General features: G+C 65.4%; 21 protein-coding genes and 1 pseudogene. 18 read left to right on the top strand and 4 right to left on the bottom strand.

Annotated features, from left to right (window positions below; translation table 11 throughout):
• Nucleotides 1–371 precede the first annotated feature (371 nt).
• The 4 genes from DESTE_RS02515 (at nucleotide 372) to DESTE_RS02500 (ending at nucleotide 3738) form a co-directional block, all read left to right on the top strand.
• Nucleotides 372–1082 (top strand): nitroreductase family protein, encoded by a 711-nt coding sequence (locus DESTE_RS02515; RefSeq protein ID WP_245590703.1) that lies wholly within the window; start codon nucleotides 372–374, stop codon nucleotides 1080–1082.
• A gap of 140 nt (nucleotides 1083–1222) precedes the next feature.
• On the top strand, nucleotides 1223–1810 hold the full coding sequence (rsfS, locus tag DESTE_RS02510) for a ribosome silencing factor (protein WP_035064653.1): 588 nt from the start codon (nucleotides 1223–1225) through the stop codon (nucleotides 1808–1810).
• A gap of 35 nt (nucleotides 1811–1845) precedes the next feature.
• The gene (gene gpmI / locus DESTE_RS02505) at nucleotides 1846–3459 is read left to right on the top strand and encodes a 2,3-bisphosphoglycerate-independent phosphoglycerate mutase (RefSeq protein WP_035064651.1); all 1614 of its coding nucleotides are present in this window, start codon (nucleotides 1846–1848) and stop codon (nucleotides 3457–3459) included.
• Entirely contained in the window at nucleotides 3460–3738 is a 279-nt protein-coding gene (locus tag DESTE_RS02500; protein WP_051384265.1) for a hypothetical protein, read from the top strand.
• A 446-nt stretch (nucleotides 3739–4184) separates the two neighbouring features.
• Here DESTE_RS02500 and DESTE_RS02495 read toward each other — a convergent pair whose 3' ends face one another.
• From DESTE_RS02495 to DESTE_RS02485, 3 genes are all read right to left on the bottom strand, one after another.
• Nucleotides 4185–4622 carry a hypothetical protein gene (locus tag DESTE_RS02495; protein WP_035064648.1) on the bottom strand — a complete coding sequence of 146 codons (438 nt, stop codon included), beginning with the start codon at nucleotides 4620–4622 and terminating at the stop codon, nucleotides 4185–4187.
• Nucleotides 4623–4823: 201 nt separating this feature from the next.
• A complete protein-coding gene (locus DESTE_RS02490) occupies nucleotides 4824–5222 on the bottom strand; it encodes a hypothetical protein (protein WP_035064646.1) in 399 nt (132 codons plus the stop codon).
• A gap of 301 nt (nucleotides 5223–5523) precedes the next feature.
• Entirely contained in the window at nucleotides 5524–6333 is an 810-nt protein-coding gene (locus DESTE_RS02485) for a phosphoribosylformylglycinamidine synthase subunit PurQ (RefSeq protein WP_035064643.1), read from the bottom strand.
• A gap of 499 nt (nucleotides 6334–6832) precedes the next feature.
• On the opposite strand from DESTE_RS02485, the gene DESTE_RS02475 reads away from it, so the two are divergent.
• The 14 genes and pseudogenes from DESTE_RS02475 (at nucleotide 6833) to DESTE_RS02410 (ending at nucleotide 19488) form a co-directional block, all read left to right on the top strand.
• Nucleotides 6833–8488 carry a CTP synthase gene (locus tag DESTE_RS02475; protein WP_035064638.1) on the top strand — a complete coding sequence of 552 codons (1656 nt, stop codon included), beginning with the start codon at nucleotides 6833–6835 and terminating at the stop codon, nucleotides 8486–8488.
• 451 nt (nucleotides 8489–8939) lie between these two features.
• Complete coding sequence (gene kdsA / locus DESTE_RS02470; protein ID WP_035069465.1) at nucleotides 8940–9752, top strand: 3-deoxy-8-phosphooctulonate synthase; 813 nt, start codon at nucleotides 8940–8942, stop codon at nucleotides 9750–9752.
• Nucleotides 9742–10305, top strand: a complete 564-nt coding sequence (locus tag DESTE_RS02465; protein WP_051384264.1) for a KdsC family phosphatase — start codon at nucleotides 9742–9744, stop codon at nucleotides 10303–10305. Before kdsA ends, DESTE_RS02465 begins: the two co-directional genes overlap by 11 nt.
• Entirely contained in the window at nucleotides 10302–11078 is a 777-nt protein-coding gene (gene lptC, locus DESTE_RS02460; RefSeq protein WP_035064636.1) for an LPS export ABC transporter periplasmic protein LptC, read from the top strand. Before DESTE_RS02465 ends, lptC begins: the two co-directional genes overlap by 4 nt.
• Nucleotides 11075–11797, top strand: a complete 723-nt coding sequence (locus DESTE_RS02455; protein ID WP_035064633.1) for an LptA/OstA family protein — start codon at nucleotides 11075–11077, stop codon at nucleotides 11795–11797. The genes lptC and DESTE_RS02455 overlap by 4 nt, the downstream gene beginning before the upstream one ends.
• On the top strand, nucleotides 11794–12519 hold the full coding sequence (lptB, locus tag DESTE_RS02450) for an LPS export ABC transporter ATP-binding protein (protein WP_035064630.1): 726 nt from the start codon (nucleotides 11794–11796) through the stop codon (nucleotides 12517–12519). Before DESTE_RS02455 ends, lptB begins: the two co-directional genes overlap by 4 nt.
• A gap of 384 nt (nucleotides 12520–12903) precedes the next feature.
• Nucleotides 12904–14337, top strand: coding sequence for an RNA polymerase factor sigma-54 (gene rpoN / locus DESTE_RS02445; protein WP_035064628.1), 1434 nt, complete (start codon nucleotides 12904–12906; stop codon nucleotides 14335–14337).
• A 121-nt stretch (nucleotides 14338–14458) separates the two neighbouring features.
• Nucleotides 14459–15004: a ribosome hibernation-promoting factor, HPF/YfiA family gene (gene hpf, locus DESTE_RS02440; protein ID WP_035064626.1), complete on the top strand. Its 546-nt coding sequence runs from the start codon at nucleotides 14459–14461 to the stop codon at nucleotides 15002–15004.
• A gap of 9 nt (nucleotides 15005–15013) precedes the next feature.
• Entirely contained in the window at nucleotides 15014–15463 is a 450-nt protein-coding gene (locus DESTE_RS02435) for a PTS sugar transporter subunit IIA (protein WP_035064623.1), read from the top strand.
• A gap of 146 nt (nucleotides 15464–15609) precedes the next feature.
• A complete protein-coding gene (rapZ, locus tag DESTE_RS02430; RefSeq protein WP_425411681.1) occupies nucleotides 15610–16608 on the top strand; it encodes an RNase adapter RapZ in 999 nt (332 codons plus the stop codon).
• A gap of 133 nt (nucleotides 16609–16741) precedes the next feature.
• Nucleotides 16742–17245, top strand: a complete 504-nt coding sequence (locus tag DESTE_RS02425) for a PTS sugar transporter subunit IIA (protein ID WP_156925240.1) — start codon at nucleotides 16742–16744, stop codon at nucleotides 17243–17245.
• Between the two features lie 4 nt (nucleotides 17246–17249).
• Nucleotides 17250–17714, top strand: a complete 465-nt coding sequence (locus DESTE_RS02420; protein ID WP_035064620.1) for a PTS sugar transporter subunit IIB — start codon at nucleotides 17250–17252, stop codon at nucleotides 17712–17714.
• A gap of 55 nt (nucleotides 17715–17769) precedes the next feature.
• Nucleotides 17770–18414 (top strand): annotated as a pseudogene (locus DESTE_RS02415) (PTS sugar transporter subunit IIC); the annotation flags it as partial.
• A 153-nt stretch (nucleotides 18415–18567) separates the two neighbouring features.
• Nucleotides 18568–19488, top strand: a complete 921-nt coding sequence (locus tag DESTE_RS02410) for a manganese-dependent inorganic pyrophosphatase (RefSeq protein WP_035064613.1) — start codon at nucleotides 18568–18570, stop codon at nucleotides 19486–19488.
• Nucleotides 19489–19695: 207 nt separating this feature from the next.
• On the opposite strand, the gene DESTE_RS02405 is transcribed toward DESTE_RS02410, so the two are convergent.
• A complete protein-coding gene (locus DESTE_RS02405; protein WP_035064611.1) occupies nucleotides 19696–21078 on the bottom strand; it encodes an HD domain-containing protein in 1383 nt (460 codons plus the stop codon).
• Nucleotides 21079–21149: the final 71 nt, after the last annotated feature.

Below are 21149 nucleotides of genomic sequence, written 5' to 3'. Positions count from 1 at the left end.
CCGCGCGGCGCGCTGGCGCGGGCGGCCCGTGCGACACATGTCGGGCAAGGCCAACTTGTGCCCCAACTGCCGGATGCGGTCAAGGATGCCGGGCAGGTGCGGGGATATTGGCCAGCGTGGCCGGGAGCGAAAGTGGGAAGATGGAAGGGGAGATGACGATACGGGCGGGGCAACCAACGGACAGCGCACACCACCGCAAGGCCCACCTGCTTACTTCGGCCCGGTGAGCCTTTTTCCCGGTCCTTGCAACCGCCCGGGTTTCCGTCCCGGTTTGCCGAAGGGCCCAGCATGCAGACATTTGCGGAGCGGTTGGGAATACGGTATATGGAATGTTTGGACAGTGAACGGGTGGCCCGCCCGGCCAGTCCGGCATGCCGACCCGTTCACGCTGCACAGCCAGCCACGCCATTCCGCAGGAAATTCGCACCATGACCGTGCCGCATTCTTTCGTGCAATCTCCCGAATTCGCGGCCTTTGCCCGGTGCGTGCGCGTTGCGCGCACCTGCCGCCGCTTCAGGGAGGATGCCGCCGTGCCCCTGTCCGCGCTGCATGCCCTGGTGGACACGGCGCGGGTGTGCCCCAGCGGGGCCAACCGCCAGCCGTTGCGCTACGCCGTATGCGCCGACGCTGCGCGCAATGGGGCGGTGTTCCCGCACCTGCGCTGGGCTGCCTATCTCAAGGACTGGGGTGGGCCGGTACCCGGCGAGCGCCCCACGGCCTACATTGCCGTGTTGTGCGACAGGAGGGGCGCGCCCACGCCGGAAATCGACCTTGGCATTGCGGCCCAGACCATCCAGTTGGGTGCGCAGTCGCTGGGTCTTGGCTGCTGCATGATCGGCGCGTTCGACCGCGACGGCGTGCGCGCGGCCCTTGGGCTGGCTGTTGAACCCTTTGCCGAACTGGACCTTGTGCTGGTGCTGGCGCTGGGCGTACCCGCCGAAACCCGCGTACTGGACACCGTGGGTGACGATGGCGACATCCGCTACCATCGTGACGCGGACGGCACCCACCGCGTGCCCAAACGGGCATTGGAATCCGTGCTGCTGCTGAGTCACGGCGGCGATGCACAGGGCAAGGAATAGCACTCCGGTCGCGTTTCCGCCCGTTTCGTACTGTCAGGCAATCGCCTTCCATTTTCCCATGACGCCATCGGCGGACCTTCTGCCGCATGCATATGAACACACGGGCCGCGCCGCGCGCCGACCGGACCACAGGACACCGCATGAAACCCATCGAAAAGAAGTTCAAGGACATCCCCACCGCCGAGAAGGTTGCCACCTTCGTGAGCTGGCTGGAAGAAAAGAAGGGCCGCGACGTGCTGGCCCTGGACCTTGCGGGCATGAACGCCTTTGCCGAGTCCATCATCATCGTCACTGCCGGTTCCGTGCGCCATGCGCAGGGCCTGGCCGACCACATGCTGGGCATGTGCGACGACGAAAAGATCGAGTTTTTGCGCATGGAAGGCTATCAGGCCGGGCAGTGGATCCTGCTCGACTGCAACGACGTGATCATCAACGTCTTCCAGCCACCGGTGCGTGAAATGTTCCGCCTGGAAAGCCTGTGGTCCGACGCTCCGGTGCTGCATGACGGGCGCGAACTGGCCCCGCCGGTGGAGGCCGCCACCACCTCGGCAGGCACCCACAGCGGCGTGCGCCGCATGGCAGGCAAGGTGGCTGGCGCACGCGCCGCCGCCGTCACCGCCAAGCGCGCGGCAACCTCGTCCGCCGATGCAGATGCAGAGGAACCCAAGCCCCGCGCGCGCACCCGCAAGCCTGCCGCGCCCAAGGCCCCGGAAGGGGACGACCAGTGAGCACGCCCGGCCCGGCACAGGGGCAGGGGCATGGAGTGACGCCAACGGTACTGCTGATTCTGGACGGCTGGGGCATTGCCCCCGCCGGGCCGGGCAACGCGGTGTCGCTGGCGCGCACCCCCAACCTCGACCGGCTCACCGCGCTGCCCTCGCGCACCACGCTGGCCTGTTCGGGCCGTGACGTGGGCCTGCCCGCCGGGTTCATGGGCAACTCCGAAGTGGGCCACATGAACATCGGCGCGGGCCGGGTGGTCTATCAGGACCTGACCCGCATCGACATGGCCGTGGAAAACGGCGAACTTGCCAGCAACCCCGCCCTGTGCGGCCTGCTGGAATCGCTTGTTGCATCTGGCGGGCGGCTGCACCTGATGGGCCTGCTTTCCGACGGCGGGGTGCACAGCCACATCCGCCATCTGCGCCCCATGATCGAAGCAGCCAAGGCCCGCAAGGTACCCGTGCTGGTGCATGTCTTTCTGGACGGGCGCGACACCTCGCCCACCAGCGGCGCAGGCTACGTGACCGATCTGGAAGCCATCCTGCGTGACGCGGGCTGGGGGCGCATCGCCACCCTGACCGGGCGCTACTACGCCATGGACCGCGACAAGCGCTACGAGCGCAACGCGCTGGCCTGGACGGCCCTTACCGGCATGACCGGGGGCAAAGGCACACTGGTGGAGGCTGGCTCTCTGCCGGGCGGCGCGCTGGCCGACGCCGTGCGCGCGGCCTATGCGGCGGGCGAGACCGACGAGTTCGTCACCCCCCGCGTGGTGGCCGAAGGCGGCGTGCCCGTGGGCAACGTGGCCGACGGCGACGGAGTGTTCTTCTTCAACTTCCGGGCGGACCGTGCCCGCCAGCTTACCCGCGCCTTCATCGACCCCGCCTTCGACGGCTTTGACCGCGAGGCGGACGGAGGCAGGCGGCCTGCGCTTTCCGGCTTCGTGACCATGACCGGTTACGACGCCAGCTTCGGCGTGCCCGTGGCCTTCGGAAAGGACAACCTGGCCATGACCATCGGCGAGGTGGTGTCGTCCATGGGGCTGCGCCAGTTGCGCATCGCAGAGACGGAAAAGTACGCCCACGTCACCTACTTCCTGAACTGTGGCCGCGAGGAGCCCTTTCCCGGCGAGGAACGCCGCCTTGTGGCCTCCCCGCGCGACGTGGCCACCTACGACCAGAAGCCCGCCATGAGCGCGGTGGAGGTCACCGACCTGCTGCTGGAAGAATGGCGGCAGGGCGGTTATTCCCTTGTGGTGTGCAACCTGGCCAACTGCGACATGGTGGGGCACACCGGCATCATTCCTGCGGCCATTGCCGCCGTGGAAACGGTGGATGCCTGCGTGGGCCGCATCGCGGAAGCGGTGCTGGGCGCGGGCGGGCGGCTTATCGTCACCGCCGACCACGGCAATGCCGAGGAACTGCTGGATTCCACGGGCAACCCGCAGACCGCGCACACCACCAACCGGGTGCACTGCGTGGTGGCAGAGCGCGATGCCTCGCGGCCCGATGGCATGCGTCTGCTGCGCCTGCGCGATGACGGCAGGCTGGGGGACATCGCCCCCACCATTCTTGGCCTGTGGGGCGTGGACACGCCGGACCTGATGACCGGCGCATCCCTGATTGCAAACGACGGCGACACGGAGGCGGCATAGATGGCCGGTGACAACAGAAACGGGAACAACGGGCAGGACGGCAAGAGCCGCAAACCCCTGAACCCGGTGCGCCCTGACGGGCTGGAAGTGATCTTCTTCTACCCCTGCCCGCACTGCCGCCGCCAGGTGCCGTTGATCAGCCCCACCCAGCCCTCCATGGCCCAGTGCGATTCGTGCATGCAGCACTTTCCCATCGTGCCGGTGGACGAGCGCACCGTGCGCTTCCTGAAGGTGATGCTGGACAATGGGCGGGCGGCCATCGACCCTGATTTCGCGTAGGGACTGTTTCTGAATAGTCCTTTCGCCCCTTGGCTTCCGACCCGAAGGGCGCGAAGCGTGCCCGTAAGGCGAGCGCACGGCGCGAGCCTTACGGGCATCGTGCGCAACGCGGTCAAACGTCACCTGCCATTGCGTTGCTGTCCTTATCCGTAAGACTCGCGCCGTGCGCTCGCCTTACGGCTAAGGCTCAGTCAACTATGATAAGAATACGCTCTGCGGTCGCCATCCGTAAGATTCGCTTCGCTCATCTAACGGCTGCCGCACTCCTTCATGGCAGGCTTGTTTTCCTCGCCAACGAACGAAAATCCTGATTCAGAAACAGCCCCTAACGGTCCTTGCCATGCTCCGGCATGGTGAAGCGGACACACGCACGAAAGAAAACGTCCCCCGTTCGCGGCTGCGAGCGGGGGACGTACTTTTTGCGAAAAGGGGCGTGCTGCGCGGTGTTACGCGCTGGCGCGGCAGTGGGCAAAGGCTTCGGAAATGCGATCCTTCACGTACTGCATGAACTCTTCATCGCCGTCTTCCAGGTTGAAGCAGCGGGCGTCATTGCCGTTAAGGCCGGTGGGAATCCAGTCGCCGCGTTCTTCCGGGTCGGTCAGGGAATCATCGTGAAAGCACACCGACAGCCAGCGTTCGGCGGGGTCGTCGTCGATCACGTCCACCAGCACGGCCAGCGGACGGGCGGTCCAGCCGGGAAAGGTGCCGCGCAGCGAATGACTGACGCCAGGGCGGCTGACGAATTCCACCACGGCACCGTCATGGGTATGCAGGTGGCCGCACAGGGCTACGAACACGGGCAGCACGCCCGCGCCGTCTTCTCCGGCGGTCCATTGGGCAATGAAGGCATTCACGGCGGCTTCGGTGGCGGCGTCGGCGTACATGGGCGTCTCCGTGGTTGTCGGTTGCGGTGGCCACTCGGGCCGGGCGTCTGCAAGCGCTTGCATATGCATCCGCAGGCGGTGCCTGTCAACTCGGGCATGAACCGGAAGGGGACGAAGCCGGGTAAGACGGCGCGGGAACGAAACTCCCCGGATGGCCTGGCCAGGTTCGGCGGGCAAGTCGGGCAGCTAGCGCGTGGCAGTCTACGCCTTGTCCGCAGCAGGGGCGGGCACGGGGCGCAGGTCGTAGCGGCGGATCTGGGGCAGGGGGTAGAAGCGCAGGGTGCCGTCCGGCAGCAGTACCTGCAGGGTGGCCTGCGGGGTGGCGATGCATTCCAGGCAGTCCTGGGTCACCGTACCCCCGTCGATGAACGCGATGTCCAGCCGCCAGCGCTGCACCGCGCCCGCCTTGTGGCCGGAAAGCTCGTTCATGGCATGTATTTCACGCTCCATCAGGGCGCGCCATGCCGTCTTGACCAACTTGCGGTTGTCCCGGGTGTCGTGTTCACGGCACAGGGCCATCTTCAGGTTGTCGGGCGACGGCACGAAGCCGAGCACCCAGCCGGTGGAGGCATCGACGCCGCAGACATGGCAGTGAATCATGGCGTGCGCTCCTCCAAGGGCTTGACGGGTAGGGTATTGCGATACGGGATTGCGCGACCACGCCCGCGTACCGCACCTTTCGCCTATACAGTCCCGGCCCCCGCTTGAAAAGGTGCCAGGCTCAACAACGCGAAACGCGGGAAGGGGATGCGTGCATTCCCTTCCCGCGTCATGTGCGGATATGTGGCGGTGCCTGTGCGGGTTCCGAATTGCCTCGGACTATTGGCCGCGCAGGTGGCGTACCGCGTTTTCGAACAGCACGGTGCCCAAGGTGGCGGGTTCCCCGCGCGACTTTTTCGGATTATTGGCCGCGCAGGTGGCGTACCGCGTTTTCGAACAGCACAGTGCCGAGGGTCGCAGGCTCACCCCGCGTCCAGCCCGGATGGTTGGTGGGGTGGTTGAAGGCTTCGGGGTGGGGCATCAGGCCCAGGATGCGCCCGGACGGGTCGGTCAGCCCGGCAATGCCCAGCGGCGAACCGTTGGGGTTCCACGGGTATTCCATGGTCACCGCGCCGGTTTCCGGGTGGGCGTATTGCAGGGTGATAAGGTTTTCGGCCACCAGTCGGCCCATCACCTCGTCGTCCAGCGGCACCAGCTTGCCTTCGCCGTGGCGCACGGGCACGTACAGGGTTTCGATGCCCCTGGTGAACACGCAGGGGCTGGCAGGGTTCACCTTCAGGGTCACCCAGCGGTCTTCGTAGCGGGCCGAATCGTTATGGCCCAGCGACACCTGCCGCTCGAAGTACTTGCCGTCCAGCGCGGGCAGAAGGCCCAGCTTCACCAGCAGCTGAAAGCCGTTGCAGATGCCGATGGCCAGGCCGCCGCGGGCCACGAATTCCTTCAGGCGGTCCAGCAGGGCCTGCCCGTCGGCGTCGGAAAGGTGCAGCCAGCGTTGCGCGGCGGCGTGGGCCGCGCCAAGGTCGTCCCCGTCCAGAAAGCCGCCGGGAAAGACGATGAAATTGTAGTCCTCGATCTTGATCCTGCGGGCCACGATGTCGGCGAAATGCGCCACATCCGCCCGGTCGGCACCGGCAAGGCGGGCCGCGTGGGCGGATTCCTCGTGCGAGTTCGTGCCGTAGCCGGTGATGACCAGCGTGTTCACCTGCGCCATGCGCTGCTCCTCGATGGGTTTCTTGTCTGTCCTGACTGTCTTGACAGGGGGATGTGCCTCGACTAGCTACTCGTCAGCGCTGCGCCGTCCGGCTGATCCCGGACATGCCATCGGGCATGTCCGCATGCCTGTGGGGACGCATGCCCGGATGGGGCCTGCCCGTCAAGGACGTTTCCGCGAAAGTGGCCGGAAAAATTTTCGGACGCCTGAACGACGCTGCGGAAACGGGGGCCGTGCCCGAACCGTTTCCGCTGTCCTGCGCCCGCTGTTTCAGGCGCTGCGGCAATGCTGCCGTGCGCTGGGGATAGCCGGGACCGTCGATATTACGTTCCAGTGGTACATTACGTCAACGGCTGACCTTCATGCCGAAAATGTGGCATAAGGTCCTGATGGCGTTTTTTTGCGTATCGCGTCAACCGAAGGGCGAGCGCTGTAACGGGCGTGCGGCAAGGTCTGCGCGCCGCGAGCGAGAGCAACCAGTCACTCAGGCAGGAGTTTCATGAAGACCAAGTTCATATTCATCACCGGGGGCGTGCTGTCCTCGCTCGGCAAGGGGCTGGCCGCCGCCTCCATCGGAGCGCTGCTGAAGGCCCGTGGGCTCAAGGTAACCATCCAGAAGCTCGACCCCTACATCAACGTCGACCCCGGCACGATGAACCCGTTCCAGCACGGCGAAGTGTACGTCACCGATGACGGCGCGGAAACCGACCTCGACCTCGGTCACTACGAGCGGTACCTGGGCGAGTCGCTGTCGCAGAAGAACAACTACACCTCGGGGTCCATCTACAACCGCGTCATCACCAAGGAACGCCGGGGCGACTATCTTGGCGGCACCGTGCAGGTCATCCCGCACGTGACCGACGAGATCAAGAACGCCATCCTTGGCCTGGCCGAGGACGAGCCGGACGTGGCGCTGATCGAAATCGGCGGCACCGTGGGCGACATCGAAGGCCTGCCCTTTCTGGAAGCCATCCGCCAGCTGCGCGGCGACCTGGGCAAGGACCACTGCCTGTACGTCCACCTGACGCTGGTGCCCTACCTGAAGGCCGCGGGCGAGCACAAGACCAAGCCCACCCAGCACAGCGTCAAGGAACTGCGCTCCATCGGCATCCAGCCCGACATCATCCTGTGCCGTTGCGAAAAGGCCATCAGCGTCGACCTCAAGCGCAAGATCGCCCTGTTCTGCGACGTGGATCAGGACGCCGTGTTCTCGTCCGTGGACGTGGACAACATTTACGAGGTGCCGCTGCGCTTCTACGAAGAAGGCTTCGACCAGAAGATCGCCATCATGCTGCGCCTGCCCGCCAAGAACGCCAACCTGGAATCGTGGGAGACGCTGATCCATACCTGTTCCAACCCCGAAGGGCAGGTGACCATCGGCATCGTGGGCAAGTACGTGGACCTCAAGGAAGCGTACAAGAGCCTGCACGAGGCGCTGATTCACGGCGGCGTGGCCAACAAGGTCAAGGTGAACCTGCGCTACGTGAACTCGGAAGAGATCACCGAGGCCAACGTGGCCGAAAAGCTGGCCGGGTGCGACGGCATCTTGGTGCCGGGCGGCTTCGGGCATCGCGGCGTGGAAGGCAAGATCCGCTCCATTCGCCACGCGCGCGAACACAAGATTCCCTTCTTCGGCATCTGCCTTGGCATGCAGTGCGCTGTCATTGAATACGCCCGCAACGTGCTGGGGCTTGTAGACGCCAACTCTGAAGAATTCAACGAGCTTACCGACAACAAGGTCATCTACCTGATGACCGAGTGGTACGACTTCCGCAAGGGCGCGGTGGAACGGCGCGACGCCTCCAGCGACAAGGGCGGCACCCTGCGCCTTGGCGCGTACCCCTGCGTGGTGGTGCCCGGCACCAAGGCGTGGGACGCCTACGGCGCCGAACGCGTGGACGAACGCCACCGCCACCGCTTCGAGTTCAACAAGGCCTACTTCGAGGCCATGGCCGAAAAGGGCTTGGTGTTCAGCGGCCTTTCGCCCGACGGTGAACTGGTGGAAATCGTGGAACTGCCCGACCATCCGTGGTTCCTGGGCTGCCAGTTCCACCCCGAGTTCAAGTCCAACCCCATGCGCCCGCACCCCTTGTTCCGCGAATTCATCAAGGCGGCCAAGAAGGAAGCCCTGGGCGGCGGCAAGAAGGGCAAGTAGCGCGCCCCGGCACGCACATTACGGATATGAGGCAACGCGCCTTCCCCGGCGGAAGGCGCGTTGCCGTCTGTGAGGGATGGGCGGAAGCGGGCATGCCGCATGCTGGCCCGACGCCGTGCGGGGCTCAATTTCCTACCCCTTGACGCGCCGCGATTCCGTCGCATTCTTAAACCTCGGCCCATCGCCGGACCGCCTTCACCCCGATGTGGCGAAAGGTGCCGACTGATGGTAAAAGCGTCCGGCGGGGCAGGGGGACACGCCGTTTCCGTCCCGCGCCCATTCTGGACATGACGCAGCATCTTTCCGGAACGCGCCGCCAGCCGTGCACGCCAGCCAGCGTGCCCAAGGCCTGGCGGCCGCGTGCCTACCGCCACGGAGAACCATGCATCCCGAATCACCCAGCACCATCCCGGCCCCTGCATCACCGGTCGCCCCGGCTTCTGCCGGCGGCATGACGCCGGATGCCCTGTACGAGCGCCTGCGGGCGCGCCGGTTCATATTCGCCGGGCCATGCGCCCTGGAAAGTCTGGAACTGGCCCTGGACACCGCCCACGCCGTGCGCGAGGCCGCAGAGGCAGCCGGGCTGTTCGCCGTGTTCAAGAGTTCGTGGGACAAGGCCAACCGCACCTCGCTGGATGGCTTTCGCGGCCCCGGCCTTGTGCGCGGCATGGAATGGCTGGCCCGCATCAAGCAGGAAACAGGCCTGCCTGTCGTCACCGACATCCACGAGCCGGAACAGGCGAAACCCGTGGCCGAAGTGGCCGACGTGCTCCAGATTCCCGCCTTTTTGTGTCGCCAGACCAGCCTGCTGCTGGCCGCCGCGCAGACGGGCAGGGTGGTCAACGTCAAGAAGGGCCAGTTCGTGGCCCCGTGGGACATGGCGCCCGCGCTGGACAAGCTGCGCTCCACCGGCAACCAGCGCATCCTTCTGACGGAACGCGGAGCCAGCTTCGGCTACAACAATCTGGTCGTGGATTTCCGCTCGCTGCCCATCATGCAGGGCTACGGCGTGCCGGTGGTGTTCGACGCCACCCACTCCGTGCAACTGCCCGGCGGCAAGGGAACCTCGTCCGGCGGTGACCGCCGCTTCGTGCCCATGCTGTCCCGCGCTGCCGTGGCCGCCGGGGTGGACGGGGTATTCCTGGAAACCCACCCCGACCCCGACCATGCCCTGTGCGACGGCCCCAACAGCTGGCCGCTGGACAAGCTGGCCCCGCTGCTGCGTGACTTTGCCGCCCTCTGGAGCCTGCCGTATGCGATCTGAAGATCTGGACCAAGACCAGGCCCAAGATTTGGCCCAAGATTTGGCCCGATCCATCTCGCTGCTGGTGCTGGACGTGGACGGGGTAATGACCGACGGCGGCCTGTACTACGACGATGAAGGCCGGGTGACCAAGCGGTTCAACGTGCAGGACGGCCTGGGCATCAAGCTGGCGCAGGCCGCGGGCATTACCGTGGCCGTGATCACCGGGCTGACCTCCGGCGCGGTGGAAGCGCGCATCCGCGGCCTGGGCATCAAGGACTACCATGCCGGTTTTCTGGACAAGTCGGAGTGCATCGACGGTATCCGCCGCAAGTACCATCTTGAATGGCCGCAGGTGGCCTACCTTGGCGACGACTGGGTGGACTTCGGCCCCCTGAAGCTGGTGGGTCTGCCCATGGCCGTTGCCAATGCCCAGCCCGAGGTCAAGGCCCTGGCGCGCTACATAACCACCGCCAACGGCGGGCACGGCGCAGTGCGCGAGGCAATCCGTTTTCTGCTGAGCGAGCAGGGGCTGCTGGATCGCATGCTGGAAAGCTGGCCGGAGCAGGCATGAGACGCCGTACGCTGTTGATTCTGCTGCTGGTGGCGCTGGTTGTCGGCGGTGCCGCGGTGTGGCGCTGGCAGGCAGGAATGCGCAAGGCGCTGGAATCGGCCATGGCCGGGGCCGCCACAGACCCCGCCACGCTGGAAGAGGCCGTGGGCGTGGCCATGAAGGGCATTGAACTGGTGCAGGGCGAAAAGGGCATCGAACTGTGGCGACTGAAGGCCACCTGGGCGCAACTGCACCAGAACAACAACATCATCGACGTGGACAGCCCCGACATCGTCTACCAGATGGACGGCGGCAAACAGCTGCACATCGTGGCCAGAAAGGGCGAAGTGCAGCAGCAGGCGCAGATGATGCGCATGTGGGACGAGGTGCATGCCACCCACGACCGCCACGAACTGTTTGCCCATCTGATGGTGTACAACGGCACCAGCCGGACCATGTATTTTCCGGAAGGGGCGCGCATAGAGGGGCAGAGCCTTTCGGGCAACGCCACCAGGCTGGAATGGGACATGGCCGCCGACGTGCTGCGCGGCAGCGACGGTGTGTCCATGTTGCTGGCCCCGCGTACTGGCGGCGAAAACGATCAGCCCGTGTCGGGCAAGGCCACCGCTCCTCAGGCGTCCCACAAAGAGTCCTCCCAGAAGGCCGCCGTGCAAAAGAAGGCCGTTCAGAAGGCGCCGGAGAACAAGAAACCGGCCCAGAAGACCCCTGCGGCCAAGGCCGCACAACAGGGCACGGGCGCTTCCAAGTCAACCAAGCAGGAGACCAGGCAATGAGACATACCGGCATCCGCTCCGCGCTGTGCGTGGCGCTGCTGTTGACCTTTTCCGTTCCCGCCGTGGCGGCGGACGCCAAGTCGGGCACCGAGGTGCGCCGGGACGTGCCCACCGCCGTCAAGTCCGACCGCATGCAGTACGACGCCAAGGGCCAGGTGGTGATCTTCGAAGGCGACGTGTACGTCCAGCGGCCCGACTTCGAGATGTGGGCCGAAAAGATTACCCTGCACCTGCGCAAGAAGGCGGCCAAGCCCGGCAAGGCCGGGGCGGGGCAGGGGGCGGATGCGTCTGCCTCGTCCAGTTCGTCCAGCTCGGCCGGTTCTGCTGGGCCCGGTGGCATGGACGCGGGCGAGATCGACCGCATGGTGGCCGAGCGCAACGTGCGCATGAAGCGCGAGAACCGCACCGGTGAATGCGAGAAGGCCACCTACACCGTGGACAACGCCGTGCTGGTCATGGAAGGCAACCCCGTGCTGCACGAAGGCGAGAACAGCATCAAGGGCGACGTCATCACCTTCTACACCCGCGAGAACCGCAGCGAGGTGCGCGGCACCTCCACCAAGCGGGTGCAGGCGGTGTTCACTTCGTCCGGCGACGTGAACCCCCTTGGCGATTCCAAGGCCAAGTCCGATTCCAAGGCCACGCCCGATTCCAAGGGCACCAAGGACACACAGGACGCCTCCGCGGGCGCTGCCGCCCCCAAGGGGGCTGCCCAGTGAGTTCGGTGCTGCGCGGAGAAGACCTGCACAAGCAGTTCGGCCAGCGCGAGGTGGTGCGCGGCGTATCGCTGGCGGTGACCCAGGGCGAGACCGTGGGCCTGCTGGGTCCCAACGGCGCGGGCAAGACCACCACGTTCTACATGCTCATCGGCATCATCAAGCCGACATCGGGACGGGTCGAGCTGGATGGCCGCGACATCGCCGACTGGCCCCTGCACGAACGGGCACGGGTGGGGCTGAGCTATCTGCCGCAGGAAAGTTCCATCTTCCGCCGTCTTACGGTACGCCAGAATCTTCAGATGATTCTTGAGCACACCGGCCTTTCCAAGGCGCAGCAGAAAGAGCGCGGCGACATGCTGCTGGAGGACTTCGGCATCACCCACCTGGCCAACTCCGTGGCCATGCACCTTTCCGGCGGTGAGCGGCGACGACTGGAAATTGCCCGGTCCATGATCCGCGAACCCAAGTTCATCCTGCTGGACGAACCCTTTGCCGGTATCGACCCGCTGGCCGTGGACGACATCCAGCAGCTCATCACCGGCCTGCGCAACCGGGGCATCGGCGTGCTCATCTCCGACCACAACGTGCGTGAAACCCTGCACATCTGTGACCGGGCCTACCTGGTGCATCAGGGCGAGGTGATTCTGGAAGGCGCCCCCGCGGACATCGTGGACAACCCCCGTGCGCGGGACGTGTACCTGGGCGAGGGGTTCTGCCTGTAGCCTGCACGGCGGCGCTGCCGGACGGCAGCGATACGGTCTTCATTTCACGGCGCCTTCCGCAGTGCGGGGGGCGCCGTATCCGTTGCGGGCTCTTGCGGCTTTTCTTGCGTGAAAAAGGGTGGCGCTGCACGGTGCCGCCGATCGATTTCAGGATGGCAATGAGGGATTGCGACGTGTTGGCGACAGCGGTTGCATACATCTTGCTTCTATGGCATGGTTTGCCTAACCTCTTGGGGAAGGGAACACATTTCTACAGTGGGCCGTTTCTTGCTTGTCGGCGCGCCTCGTGTCGCGTCGCCATCTCGTTCGGCCTCAACGCAAGGTTACAGGGTCATAGCGCAAGGCCGTCAGGCCTCGGCGCAGGACCATAGGGGTTGCCCACGCATGGCATTGGAACTCAGGCAACAGCTCAAGCTCACCCAGCAATTGGTGATGACGCCGCAACTGCAACAGGCCATCCGGCTGTTGCAGCTTTCGCGGCTGGAGCTTGTCGAGACGGTGCAGCAGGAAATGCTGGAAAACCCGTTTCTGGAAGAAGCCCAGGACGACGGGCCGCAGCAGGAGGCCCCCGACCAGCGCGAAGCCGCCGAACCTGCCGCGGATGTCGCCTACGACCGTGAAATCGCCCGCGATGCCGACTGGGAAGACTACCTTGGCGACTTCGCCAGCACCAGCCGCCAGTCCACGGTGCGCGAATCGGAACTGCCCGAGGAAATGACCTCGTTCGAGGCGCGCTACGCCGCCAAGCCCTCGCTGGAAGGGCACCTGATGTGGCAGTTGCGCCTGTCCTCGCTGACCGAGCGGCAGAAGGACATCGGCGAGGTGATCATCGGCAACATCGCTTCGTCCGGCTATTTGCACGCCACGGTGGACGATATCGCCGAAATGGCGGGGGTCACCCCCGGCGAGGTGGACCCCGTACTGCACGCCGTGCAGCGCTTCGACCCCGTGGGCGTGGCCGCGCGCACCGCGCAGGAATGCCTGCTGGTCCAGATAGAAATGCTGGGCTACACGCGCGACAGGGTGCTGGTGGAACTGGTGCGCGACCACCTGGAAGACCTGGAGAAGCGCCGCTACAAGCCGTTGTTGCGCAAGTTCCGCCTGACCATGGAGGACCTGAAGGAGTATCTGGACCTCATCCAGACCCTGGACCCCATGCCTGGCGCCAGTTACGGCGGGGGCGACCCCCAGTTCGTCAGCCCCGACGTGTACGTCTACAAGTACGACGACGATTTCATCATCATGCTCAACGAGGACGGCCTGCCGCACCTGCAGTTGAGCACCATGTACGAGCGCTCCGCCGCAGCGGCCGCTTCGGCGGGCGAACGCGAATATTTCCAGGAAAAGATGCGCTCCGCCTCGTGGCTCATCAAGAGCCTGTACCAGCGCCAGCGTACACTGTACAAGGTGGTGGAATCCATCGTGAAGTACCAGCGCGGCTTTTTCGAGGACGGGGTTTCGCGCCTGAAGCCGCTCATCCTGAAGGACATCGCCGACGACATCGGCATGCATGAATCCACCGTCAGCCGCATTACCACCGGCAAGTACGTGGCCACGCCGCACGGCATCATGGAGTTGAAGTTCTTCTTCAACAGTGCGCTGGAACTGGACGACGGCAGCCAGGTGGGTTCCGAGAGCGTCAAGGCGCTGATCAAGAAGCTGATCGGCGACGAAGACCCGCGCGAACCGCTGAGCGACGAGCGCATCGGCGAAATTTTGAAGGATCAGCTCAAAGTCAATATTGCCCGCAGGACCGTTGCGAAGTATCGTACTGCCATGGACATTCCCTCCTCTTCCAAGCGGAAGGAACTGTTCTGACGGGCTGCCCCCCGCGCCGCACCCGGCGCAGGGCGATATCCGTCTCCAGCGGGGCATCCGGCAGCAGCACCACAAGTGCAGGCCGCGCACCGCATTCCCACTCTCACCGCAGGAGGTGCGTATGAACATCGCCTTCACCTTCAAGAACTTCGAACCCTCCGACCACCTGAAGAAGTACGCCCGCCGCCGTCTTGAAAAGCTTGGCCGGTTCGTCGGCAAGTCCGCCCTGGAAATGCAGGTGAACCTTTCCGTCGACAAGTTCCGCCACAAGGCGGAAGTGCAGATGGCTGGCGACGGCTTTACCTTCTCCGCCGTCGAACAGTCCGAAGACATGTACGCCACCATCGACCTGGTGCTGGAAAAGCTGGAATCGCAGCTGCGCAAGCAGGTCGAAAAGCAGAAGGACCGTCGCCGTTCCGTGCAGTCCGACAAGCTGGGCAAGGGCATCGACGTGTTCACCTTCGGCACCATGGGCCAAGGCGACGAGCGGACCATCACCGGTACCGACCATTTCGCCCCCAAGCCCATGCACATGGATGAAGCGGCCATGCAGCTCGACCAGAGCGACAACGAGTTCCTGGTGTTCCTGAACGCCGAGGTGGAACGCGTCAACATCATCTACCGGCGTCGTAACGGCGATTTCGGCCTTATCGATCCGGTCGTCTAGGCACCATACATGAGGCTTTCGGAGTATCTTCACGATGATCTGATCCTGCCCGAGCTCTCCGCCGGCACCAAGAAAGAGGTGCTGGCGGAACTCGTGCAGGCCGTGGTGCGGCGGCATCCCGAAGTGGATGCCGCCGTTGCGCTGGGCGTGCTGCACGACCGCGAGTCGCTGGGAACCACCGGCATAGGCGACGGCGTGGCCATTCCCCACGGCAAGCTGGCCAACATCAGCGACATCGTGGTGGCCGTGGGGCGCAGCGTGCCGGGCATCGACTTCGATGCGCTGGACATGAAACCCTGCCACCTCTTTTTCCTGGTGCTGGCCCCGGAGCAGGTGGCGGGCATGCACCTGCGCATTCTGGCCCACATCTCCCGCCTGCTGAAGGATCCGCAGTTCCGCCGCGCCATGCTCGACGCGCCGGACGGCGAGGCCTTCAAGGCCCTCATGCGGACCACCTGACGCGCAGAGCACGCCTGGGCGGCTGGCCCGTGCCGGGCATCGCGCACCACAGGGCCGTATCGCGCATCATCCTCACCCGTCGCCGGCGCGCAGCCATCGCGCCCCCCCGAAACGGCACCCGGCAAGGGCCGCCCGAGGAGTCTGCCATGTCCACCAAGGCCTCGTCATCACCCGCACCTTCCGCCCCGGCGTCCAGTTCGCCCGGCGCGCCGGGCAGCTCCGGACAAGCGGCAACCGACAGGGGCGCGGATGCGGACAGTCTGGTGGCCGCCGCCGACTTTCCCGTCATCATCGTTACCGGGTTGTCCGGCGCAGGCAAAAGCACGGTGCTCAACGTGCTGGAAGACCTGCGCTATTTCACGGTGGACGGCCTGCCTGCAACGCTGGCCCCGCAGATGGTCACCATCCTGAACCGCGAGGCGCTGTCCCACTATCAGGGGCTGGTGCTGGGCATGGACCTGCGCGAAAGCAACTTCGTGCGCAACCTGGAAAAGTCGCTGGAACGGTTGCAGGGCATGGGCGTGCGCCCGGCGGTGGTGTTCATAGAGGCCAACGCCCCCGTGCTCAACCGGCGCTACGCCACCACCCGCCGCCCGCACCCGCTGGAAAGCGAAGGCATGGGGCTGGAGCAGGCCCTGGAGCAGGAGCGGCTGCGCCTTGCCCCGGTGCGCGAAACCGCCGACCTCGTGGTGGACACCTCCAGCTATTCCATCCACGACCTGCGCCGGGTCATCCAGAAGAAGTGGAGCACCATCCAGGGGCGCATCCGGTCGCTGCGCATCAACATCGTCACCTTCGGGTTCAAGTACGGCGTGCCTGCCGACGCGGACCTGGTGTTCGACCTGCGCTTTCTGCCCAATCCCTATTTCGTGCCCGACCTACGCCCCTTGTCCGGGCTGGACGAGCCGGTGGCCAAGTACGTGCTGGAAGCGGGGCACGGCGATGCCTTTCTGGCGAAGCTGCTGGACTTTCTGCATTTTCTGCTGCCCCAGTACGAGACGGAAGGGCGTTATCGCCTGACCATTGCCATCGGCTGCACCGGCGGGCGGCACCGTTCGGTCTCGGTGGCGGAGGCCCTGCTTCGCGCCTTGAAAAAATCTGATTATGCCGTATCCATAGAGCACCGCCACATGGAGCTGGGTTGAACGAAAGGATGCGAGGCTTGCGTCGGTGTCCTGCCCGAACCTGACGCCGTGGCGCGTCGGACCGGATTTCACCGGACGGCATACCGTCCACACCTTGCCCCAACCACATCAGGCTCGGCCTGAACGCACCAGCATGTCCACCACCGAACAGCATCACCCAGGGCAGCCCCGCAAGGGCCACAGTGACAGCGGCAACCCCGGAGACGGCCAGGCCGCCGCGGAATCGCGCATCGGCGTGATTCTGGTGACCCATGCCGACTACGGCGCGGCGCTGCTGCGCGCGGCGGAATTCATACTCGGGCCGGTGCAGGACTGCGCCTCCATCAGCGTGGACGTCTCTCTGGAAGTGGACGAGACGGTGAAGCGGCTGAACGAGGCGGTAAAACGCCTGGATACCGGGCGCGGGGTGATGATTCTTACCGACATGTTCGGCGGCACCCCCACCAACCTCAGTCTGGCCCTGCTGGGCAAGGGCAACGTGGAAGTGCTGACCGGCGTCAACCTGCCCATGCTGCTCAAGGTGTTTGGCGGGCGCGACGGCGATCTGGCCGCCCTTTCGCGCGATGCGCGCGACGCGGGCGCCAAGGGTATCGTGGCGGCTGGCGAACTGCTGCGCAGCCGGGTCAAGAACGGGTAGGGCCATGCTCTGGTTCCGCATCGACAACCGCCTGGTGCACGGCCAGATCATCGAGGCGTGGCTGCCCTACACCGGGGCACGACGCCTGCTGGTGGCCAACGACGCCCTGGCGGCTGACGACCTGCAACAGCAGATCGTCTCGCTGGCCATTCCCGGCCGGGTGGAAGTGCACTTCGTGCGGGTGGACGCCCTGGCCCAGTACTGTACCGGGCGCGCGGACGACGGGCACGACACGCTCGTGCTCTTCGCCACGTGCGCCGACGCCCGCCGCGCCTTCGACGCGGGAGTGGGCATGAGCACCCTGAACATCGGCAACCTGCACTACCCCCCCGGCAAGAAACAGCTGTGCGCGCATGTTTCCGTTTCCGACGATGACGAAGCCTGCCTGCGCTTCTTCAACCGCCACTCCGTGTCCCTGGACTTTCGCTGCGTGCCCAACGAACCGGTGCAGATAAAGGGGTGGTCATGACGGACTTTCTGCCTGTACTTACCCTGGCGCTGCCCATCGCTTTTTTTTTGCCGTTTTTTCGCTGCTGCGCTTTTCGCTGAACCTGGGCTTTCTGGAACGCCCCCTCGCCATCGGCTTTCTGTGGGCCGTCATGACCGGCGAGTGGGAGCTTTCCATGCACCTCGCCATCTTTCTTGAGCTGTTCTGGCTCGATCTGTTCCCCGCCGGTACCTACATACCCCCCAATTCCATCATTTCCCTGCTGCTGACCCTGAGCGTGGCCGGGCACTTCGGCCTGGAATCCGCCGGACAACTGGCCATTCCCGCGCTGCTCGCACTGCCTGCCGCCCTTGCCGGTGCGCATGTCGAGTACCTGCACCGCCGCTGGCGCAACCAGCAGTACACCGACCTGTTGCACTGGGGCAGGGTGGCGGAACACCCCGGCAAGGGCGATTCGCCCCTGTGGCGCATCATGGTGCGCTCGCTGGGCGAGTTGTTTGCGTTGAACCTGGGCCTGTTTTGCGTGTGCCTGCTTGTGCTTGTGGGAACTATCGAGTTGATGTCCAACTATATCGGGCACCTTCCGTCCGTTCCCGGCATTGCCTGGGGCCATGTGTGGTTCGTGGGCGCCATGGGCGGCATGCTGGCGCTGCGCCTGCGCCGGGCCTATGTGGCCTTTGCCATGGCCTTGCTGGCCGCGTCGGCGGCTTCGTTCATCTGATTCACATTCGTCACCGGAAATTGACGGTGCGAGGGCCGGGGGTACTTGGCAGCCGGGAATGTTTGTGCTATTTGGCACAAACAATTTCGCAGCAGCATGCGAGCTACTCGCAGCACCAAACCCCAATGCCACATGCAACGGAGGAATACCGACATGGCAGCTCTTGTCCTTGGTCACATGAACCCCGATACCGACTCCATCATCGCCGCCATCGGCGTTGCCGACCTGATGACCAAGCGCGGCATCGAAGCCAAGCCGGTCGCGCAGGGTGCGTGCACCCCCGAAACCGAATTCGTCCTCGGCAAGTTCGGCCTGAAGGCCCCCGAAGTGGTGACCTCCGTGGCTGGCCAGAAGGTCATCCTGGTTGACACCACCGAACGTGCGCAGCTGCCCGCCGACCTGTCCGACGCCGAACTGCTCGGCGTGGTCGACCACCACAAGCTGGGCGACGTGACCACCCCCAACCCGCTGGAAATGTGGGTGTGGCCGGTGGGTTGCTCCTGTACCGTCATCAAGGCGATGTACGACTTCTACGGCATCGAAGTGCCCAAGGCCATCGCCGGCGGCCTGCTGTGCGCCATCCTGTCCGACACCGTCATGTTCAAGTCCGTCACCTGCACCCCCGAAGACAAGAAGGCTGTCGAAGCCCTTGCCAAGATCGCGGGCGTGGCCGACGTGATGGCCCTGGGCATGGAAATGTTCAAGGTGAAGTCCGCCGTTGAAGGCGCGTCCATGAAGGACCTGGTCTTCCGCGACTACAAGGACTTCGACATGGGCGGCAAGAAGGTCGGCATCGGCCAGCTGGAAGTGGTGGACCTGTCCATCCTCGAGCCCGTGAAGGCCGGCCTGTACGAAGAAATCACCAAGGTGAAGGGCGAAGGCCGTCACTCGGTGTTCCTGCTGCTGACCGACATCATGAAGGAAGGTTCCGAAATGCTGATCGTTTCGGACGACGCCTCCATGGTCGAAAAGGCCTTTGGCGTGAAGCCCGAAGGCACGTCGGTGTGGCTTGACGGCGTGATGAGCCGCAAGAAGCAGGTGGTGCCCAACTTCGAAAAGGCCTTCAAGGGCTAGTCGAAGCGGTTATCCAGCCGACGCAGACTGACGCATACGGGGCCCGGTGGCATTTGTCGCCGGGCCTTTTGCGTTTTGCGGATGGAGGAGGGCGGGGCGCCAACCTGTTGGGTCCGGTTGGCACCAACGGCCCCGATGCGCTCAACGGGCCTGCCGGGCGAGCAGGCCCGGCTGGTCCAGACAGCCCGGCCAGCCAGATCAGCCAGATCAGCCTGCTCGACCGGTCACGGCGCCGTAACGTTCGTCCAACCGGGCCAGGGCCATGCTGCGCAGTTCGCGCAGGTGCGCGCCGGAAGCGGCCCCCTTGTTGCGCAGGTCTGGCGGCAGCTTCACGGCCAGCAGCACGGCAAGTTCGGCTTCGGTGCGTTGGCGCAACGCTTCCAGCCGGGCCAGGCAAGCCTTGGGAATGTGGGGCGGCTCGTATGGGGGCAGGGGATCATCGGGAACGGAAGCGACCGTGGATTCGCCCCCGGCAACGACAGGAGCACCCTTGTCCGGGTCAGGGGGGACGCCCTCCGGCTGTCGCAATGCGCAGTCGGGACCTGTGCCCACGCCCTTGCCGGTGCCATCGGCCAGCACCAGCAGGCGCATGGCGGGCAGCAGGCCGCGCACATGCAGCGCCAGCAGCAGGTCCACCCGCGTACCGGGGCGCAGTTCCGCATGCCGGGCCAGGCGCATGTGCAGCCGGGCCGCCGCATCACCTGCCTCGATGAATCGGGTGGGCATGCCCAGTCGGGACCCCAGTGCCCGCGCCAGCGGTGCGCCGCGATCCTCGTGGCCGTAATGGTGCGGCAGCACGTCCGCGGCAGTGGTCACTTTGCCAAGGTCGTGGCACAGGGCCATCCAGGTCACCAGTTCCGGTTGCGTTGCCAGGGGGCGGACGTCCGCATGTTCCGGAGTCTTGGCGCTGTCCTGCTCGCGCCCGGCCAGCACGGCGGCCATATCCATGACCCGCGCCACGTGGTCCAGCACCGAACCGGAGTGATAACGCACAGGTCCGGCGGGCACCGCATGAGCTTCCGACAATTCGGCAAACCACGGCAGCAGGCAGCCGCCCGCATGCAGCACCTTCAGGTAGCGGCCGGGGCAGGGCGCGGCCAGGGCCTTCATGGTTTCCCGGCAGACCTGCTCGGCGGGCAGACCGGCCAGCGCACCGCTGCGGGCCGTGGTGCGCATCTGGTCCAGTGTTTCCGGGTGTACTGAAAAGTCGGGAAACTGTGCGGCAAAGCGCGCGGCGCGGAAGGCCCGCACCGGGCTGTCGGCCAGCGCCGTGGGCGATGCCGGGCGCAGCACGCGGTCCGCAAGGTCGCGCAACGCCTGCGGGTGGGCATGCACCACCCCTGCGACAGACAGCGCCAGGGCGTTGATGGTGAAGTCGCGGGCGGCCAGGTCTTCATCCAGCGTGCCGCGCAAGGGCATGTGCTCCACGCCGTCCAGCAGGTACACGTCAACGTCGCGGCCAACCTTGCGGGCACCCGGGTTCTGCCGTACAAAACACGCCGCGTCGCCTTCAAAGGCCACGTCATGGTCGTGTATCGGCCTGCCCAGCAGCAGGTCGCGTACGGCTCCGCCCACGAGGTATGTCTTCATGTGGGGCAGCGTAGCCGATTTCGGCCCGGACGAAAATGCGTCCGGGTTCGCAAGGCCCCATCCCCACGGAA

Source organism: Nitratidesulfovibrio termitidis HI1 (assembly GCF_000504305.1).
GTDB lineage: Bacteria > Desulfobacterota > Desulfovibrionia > Desulfovibrionales > Desulfovibrionaceae > Cupidesulfovibrio > Cupidesulfovibrio termitidis.
The sequence above is the reverse complement of the archived record's forward strand: the minus strand, read 5'-3'. Positions and strand labels throughout refer to the sequence as shown.

Coding starts and splice junctions, on each gene's coding strand:
- DESTE_RS02475 (WP_035064638.1), top strand. CDS start 6,833: ATGAAGACCAAGTTCATATTCATCACCGGGGGCGTGCTGTCCTCGCTC.
- lptC (WP_035064636.1), top strand. CDS start 10,302: ATGAGACGCCGTACGCTGTTGATTCTGCTGCTGGTGGCGCTGGTTGTC.
- rpoN (WP_035064628.1), top strand. CDS start 12,904: ATGGCATTGGAACTCAGGCAACAGCTCAAGCTCACCCAGCAATTGGTG.
- hpf (WP_035064626.1), top strand. CDS start 14,459: ATGAACATCGCCTTCACCTTCAAGAACTTCGAACCCTCCGACCACCTG.
- DESTE_RS02420 (WP_035064620.1), top strand. CDS start 17,250: ATGCTCTGGTTCCGCATCGACAACCGCCTGGTGCACGGCCAGATCATC.
- rapZ (WP_425411681.1), top strand. CDS start 15,610: ATGTCCACCAAGGCCTCGTCATCACCCGCACCTTCCGCCCCGGCGTCC.
- DESTE_RS02425 (WP_156925240.1), top strand. CDS start 16,742: ATGTCCACCACCGAACAGCATCACCCAGGGCAGCCCCGCAAGGGCCAC.
- kdsA (WP_035069465.1), top strand. CDS start 8,940: ATGACGCCGGATGCCCTGTACGAGCGCCTGCGGGCGCGCCGGTTCATA.
- DESTE_RS02515 (WP_245590703.1), top strand. CDS start 372: ATGCCGACCCGTTCACGCTGCACAGCCAGCCACGCCATTCCGCAGGAA.
- rsfS (WP_035064653.1), top strand. CDS start 1,223: ATGAAACCCATCGAAAAGAAGTTCAAGGACATCCCCACCGCCGAGAAG.
- DESTE_RS02435 (WP_035064623.1), top strand. CDS start 15,014: ATGAGGCTTTCGGAGTATCTTCACGATGATCTGATCCTGCCCGAGCTC.
- DESTE_RS02455 (WP_035064633.1), top strand. CDS start 11,075: ATGAGACATACCGGCATCCGCTCCGCGCTGTGCGTGGCGCTGCTGTTG.
- DESTE_RS02410 (WP_035064613.1), top strand. CDS start 18,568: ATGGCAGCTCTTGTCCTTGGTCACATGAACCCCGATACCGACTCCATC.
- DESTE_RS02465 (WP_051384264.1), top strand. CDS start 9,742: ATGCGATCTGAAGATCTGGACCAAGACCAGGCCCAAGATTTGGCCCAA.
- DESTE_RS02405 (WP_035064611.1), bottom strand. CDS start 21,078: ATGAAGACATACCTCGTGGGCGGAGCCGTACGCGACCTGCTGCTGGGC.
- DESTE_RS02490 (WP_035064646.1), bottom strand. CDS start 5,222: ATGATTCACTGCCATGTCTGCGGCGTCGATGCCTCCACCGGCTGGGTG.
- DESTE_RS02500 (WP_051384265.1), top strand. CDS start 3,460: ATGGCCGGTGACAACAGAAACGGGAACAACGGGCAGGACGGCAAGAGC.
- DESTE_RS02485 (WP_035064643.1), bottom strand. CDS start 6,333: ATGGCGCAGGTGAACACGCTGGTCATCACCGGCTACGGCACGAACTCG.
- DESTE_RS02495 (WP_035064648.1), bottom strand. CDS start 4,622: ATGTACGCCGACGCCGCCACCGAAGCCGCCGTGAATGCCTTCATTGCC.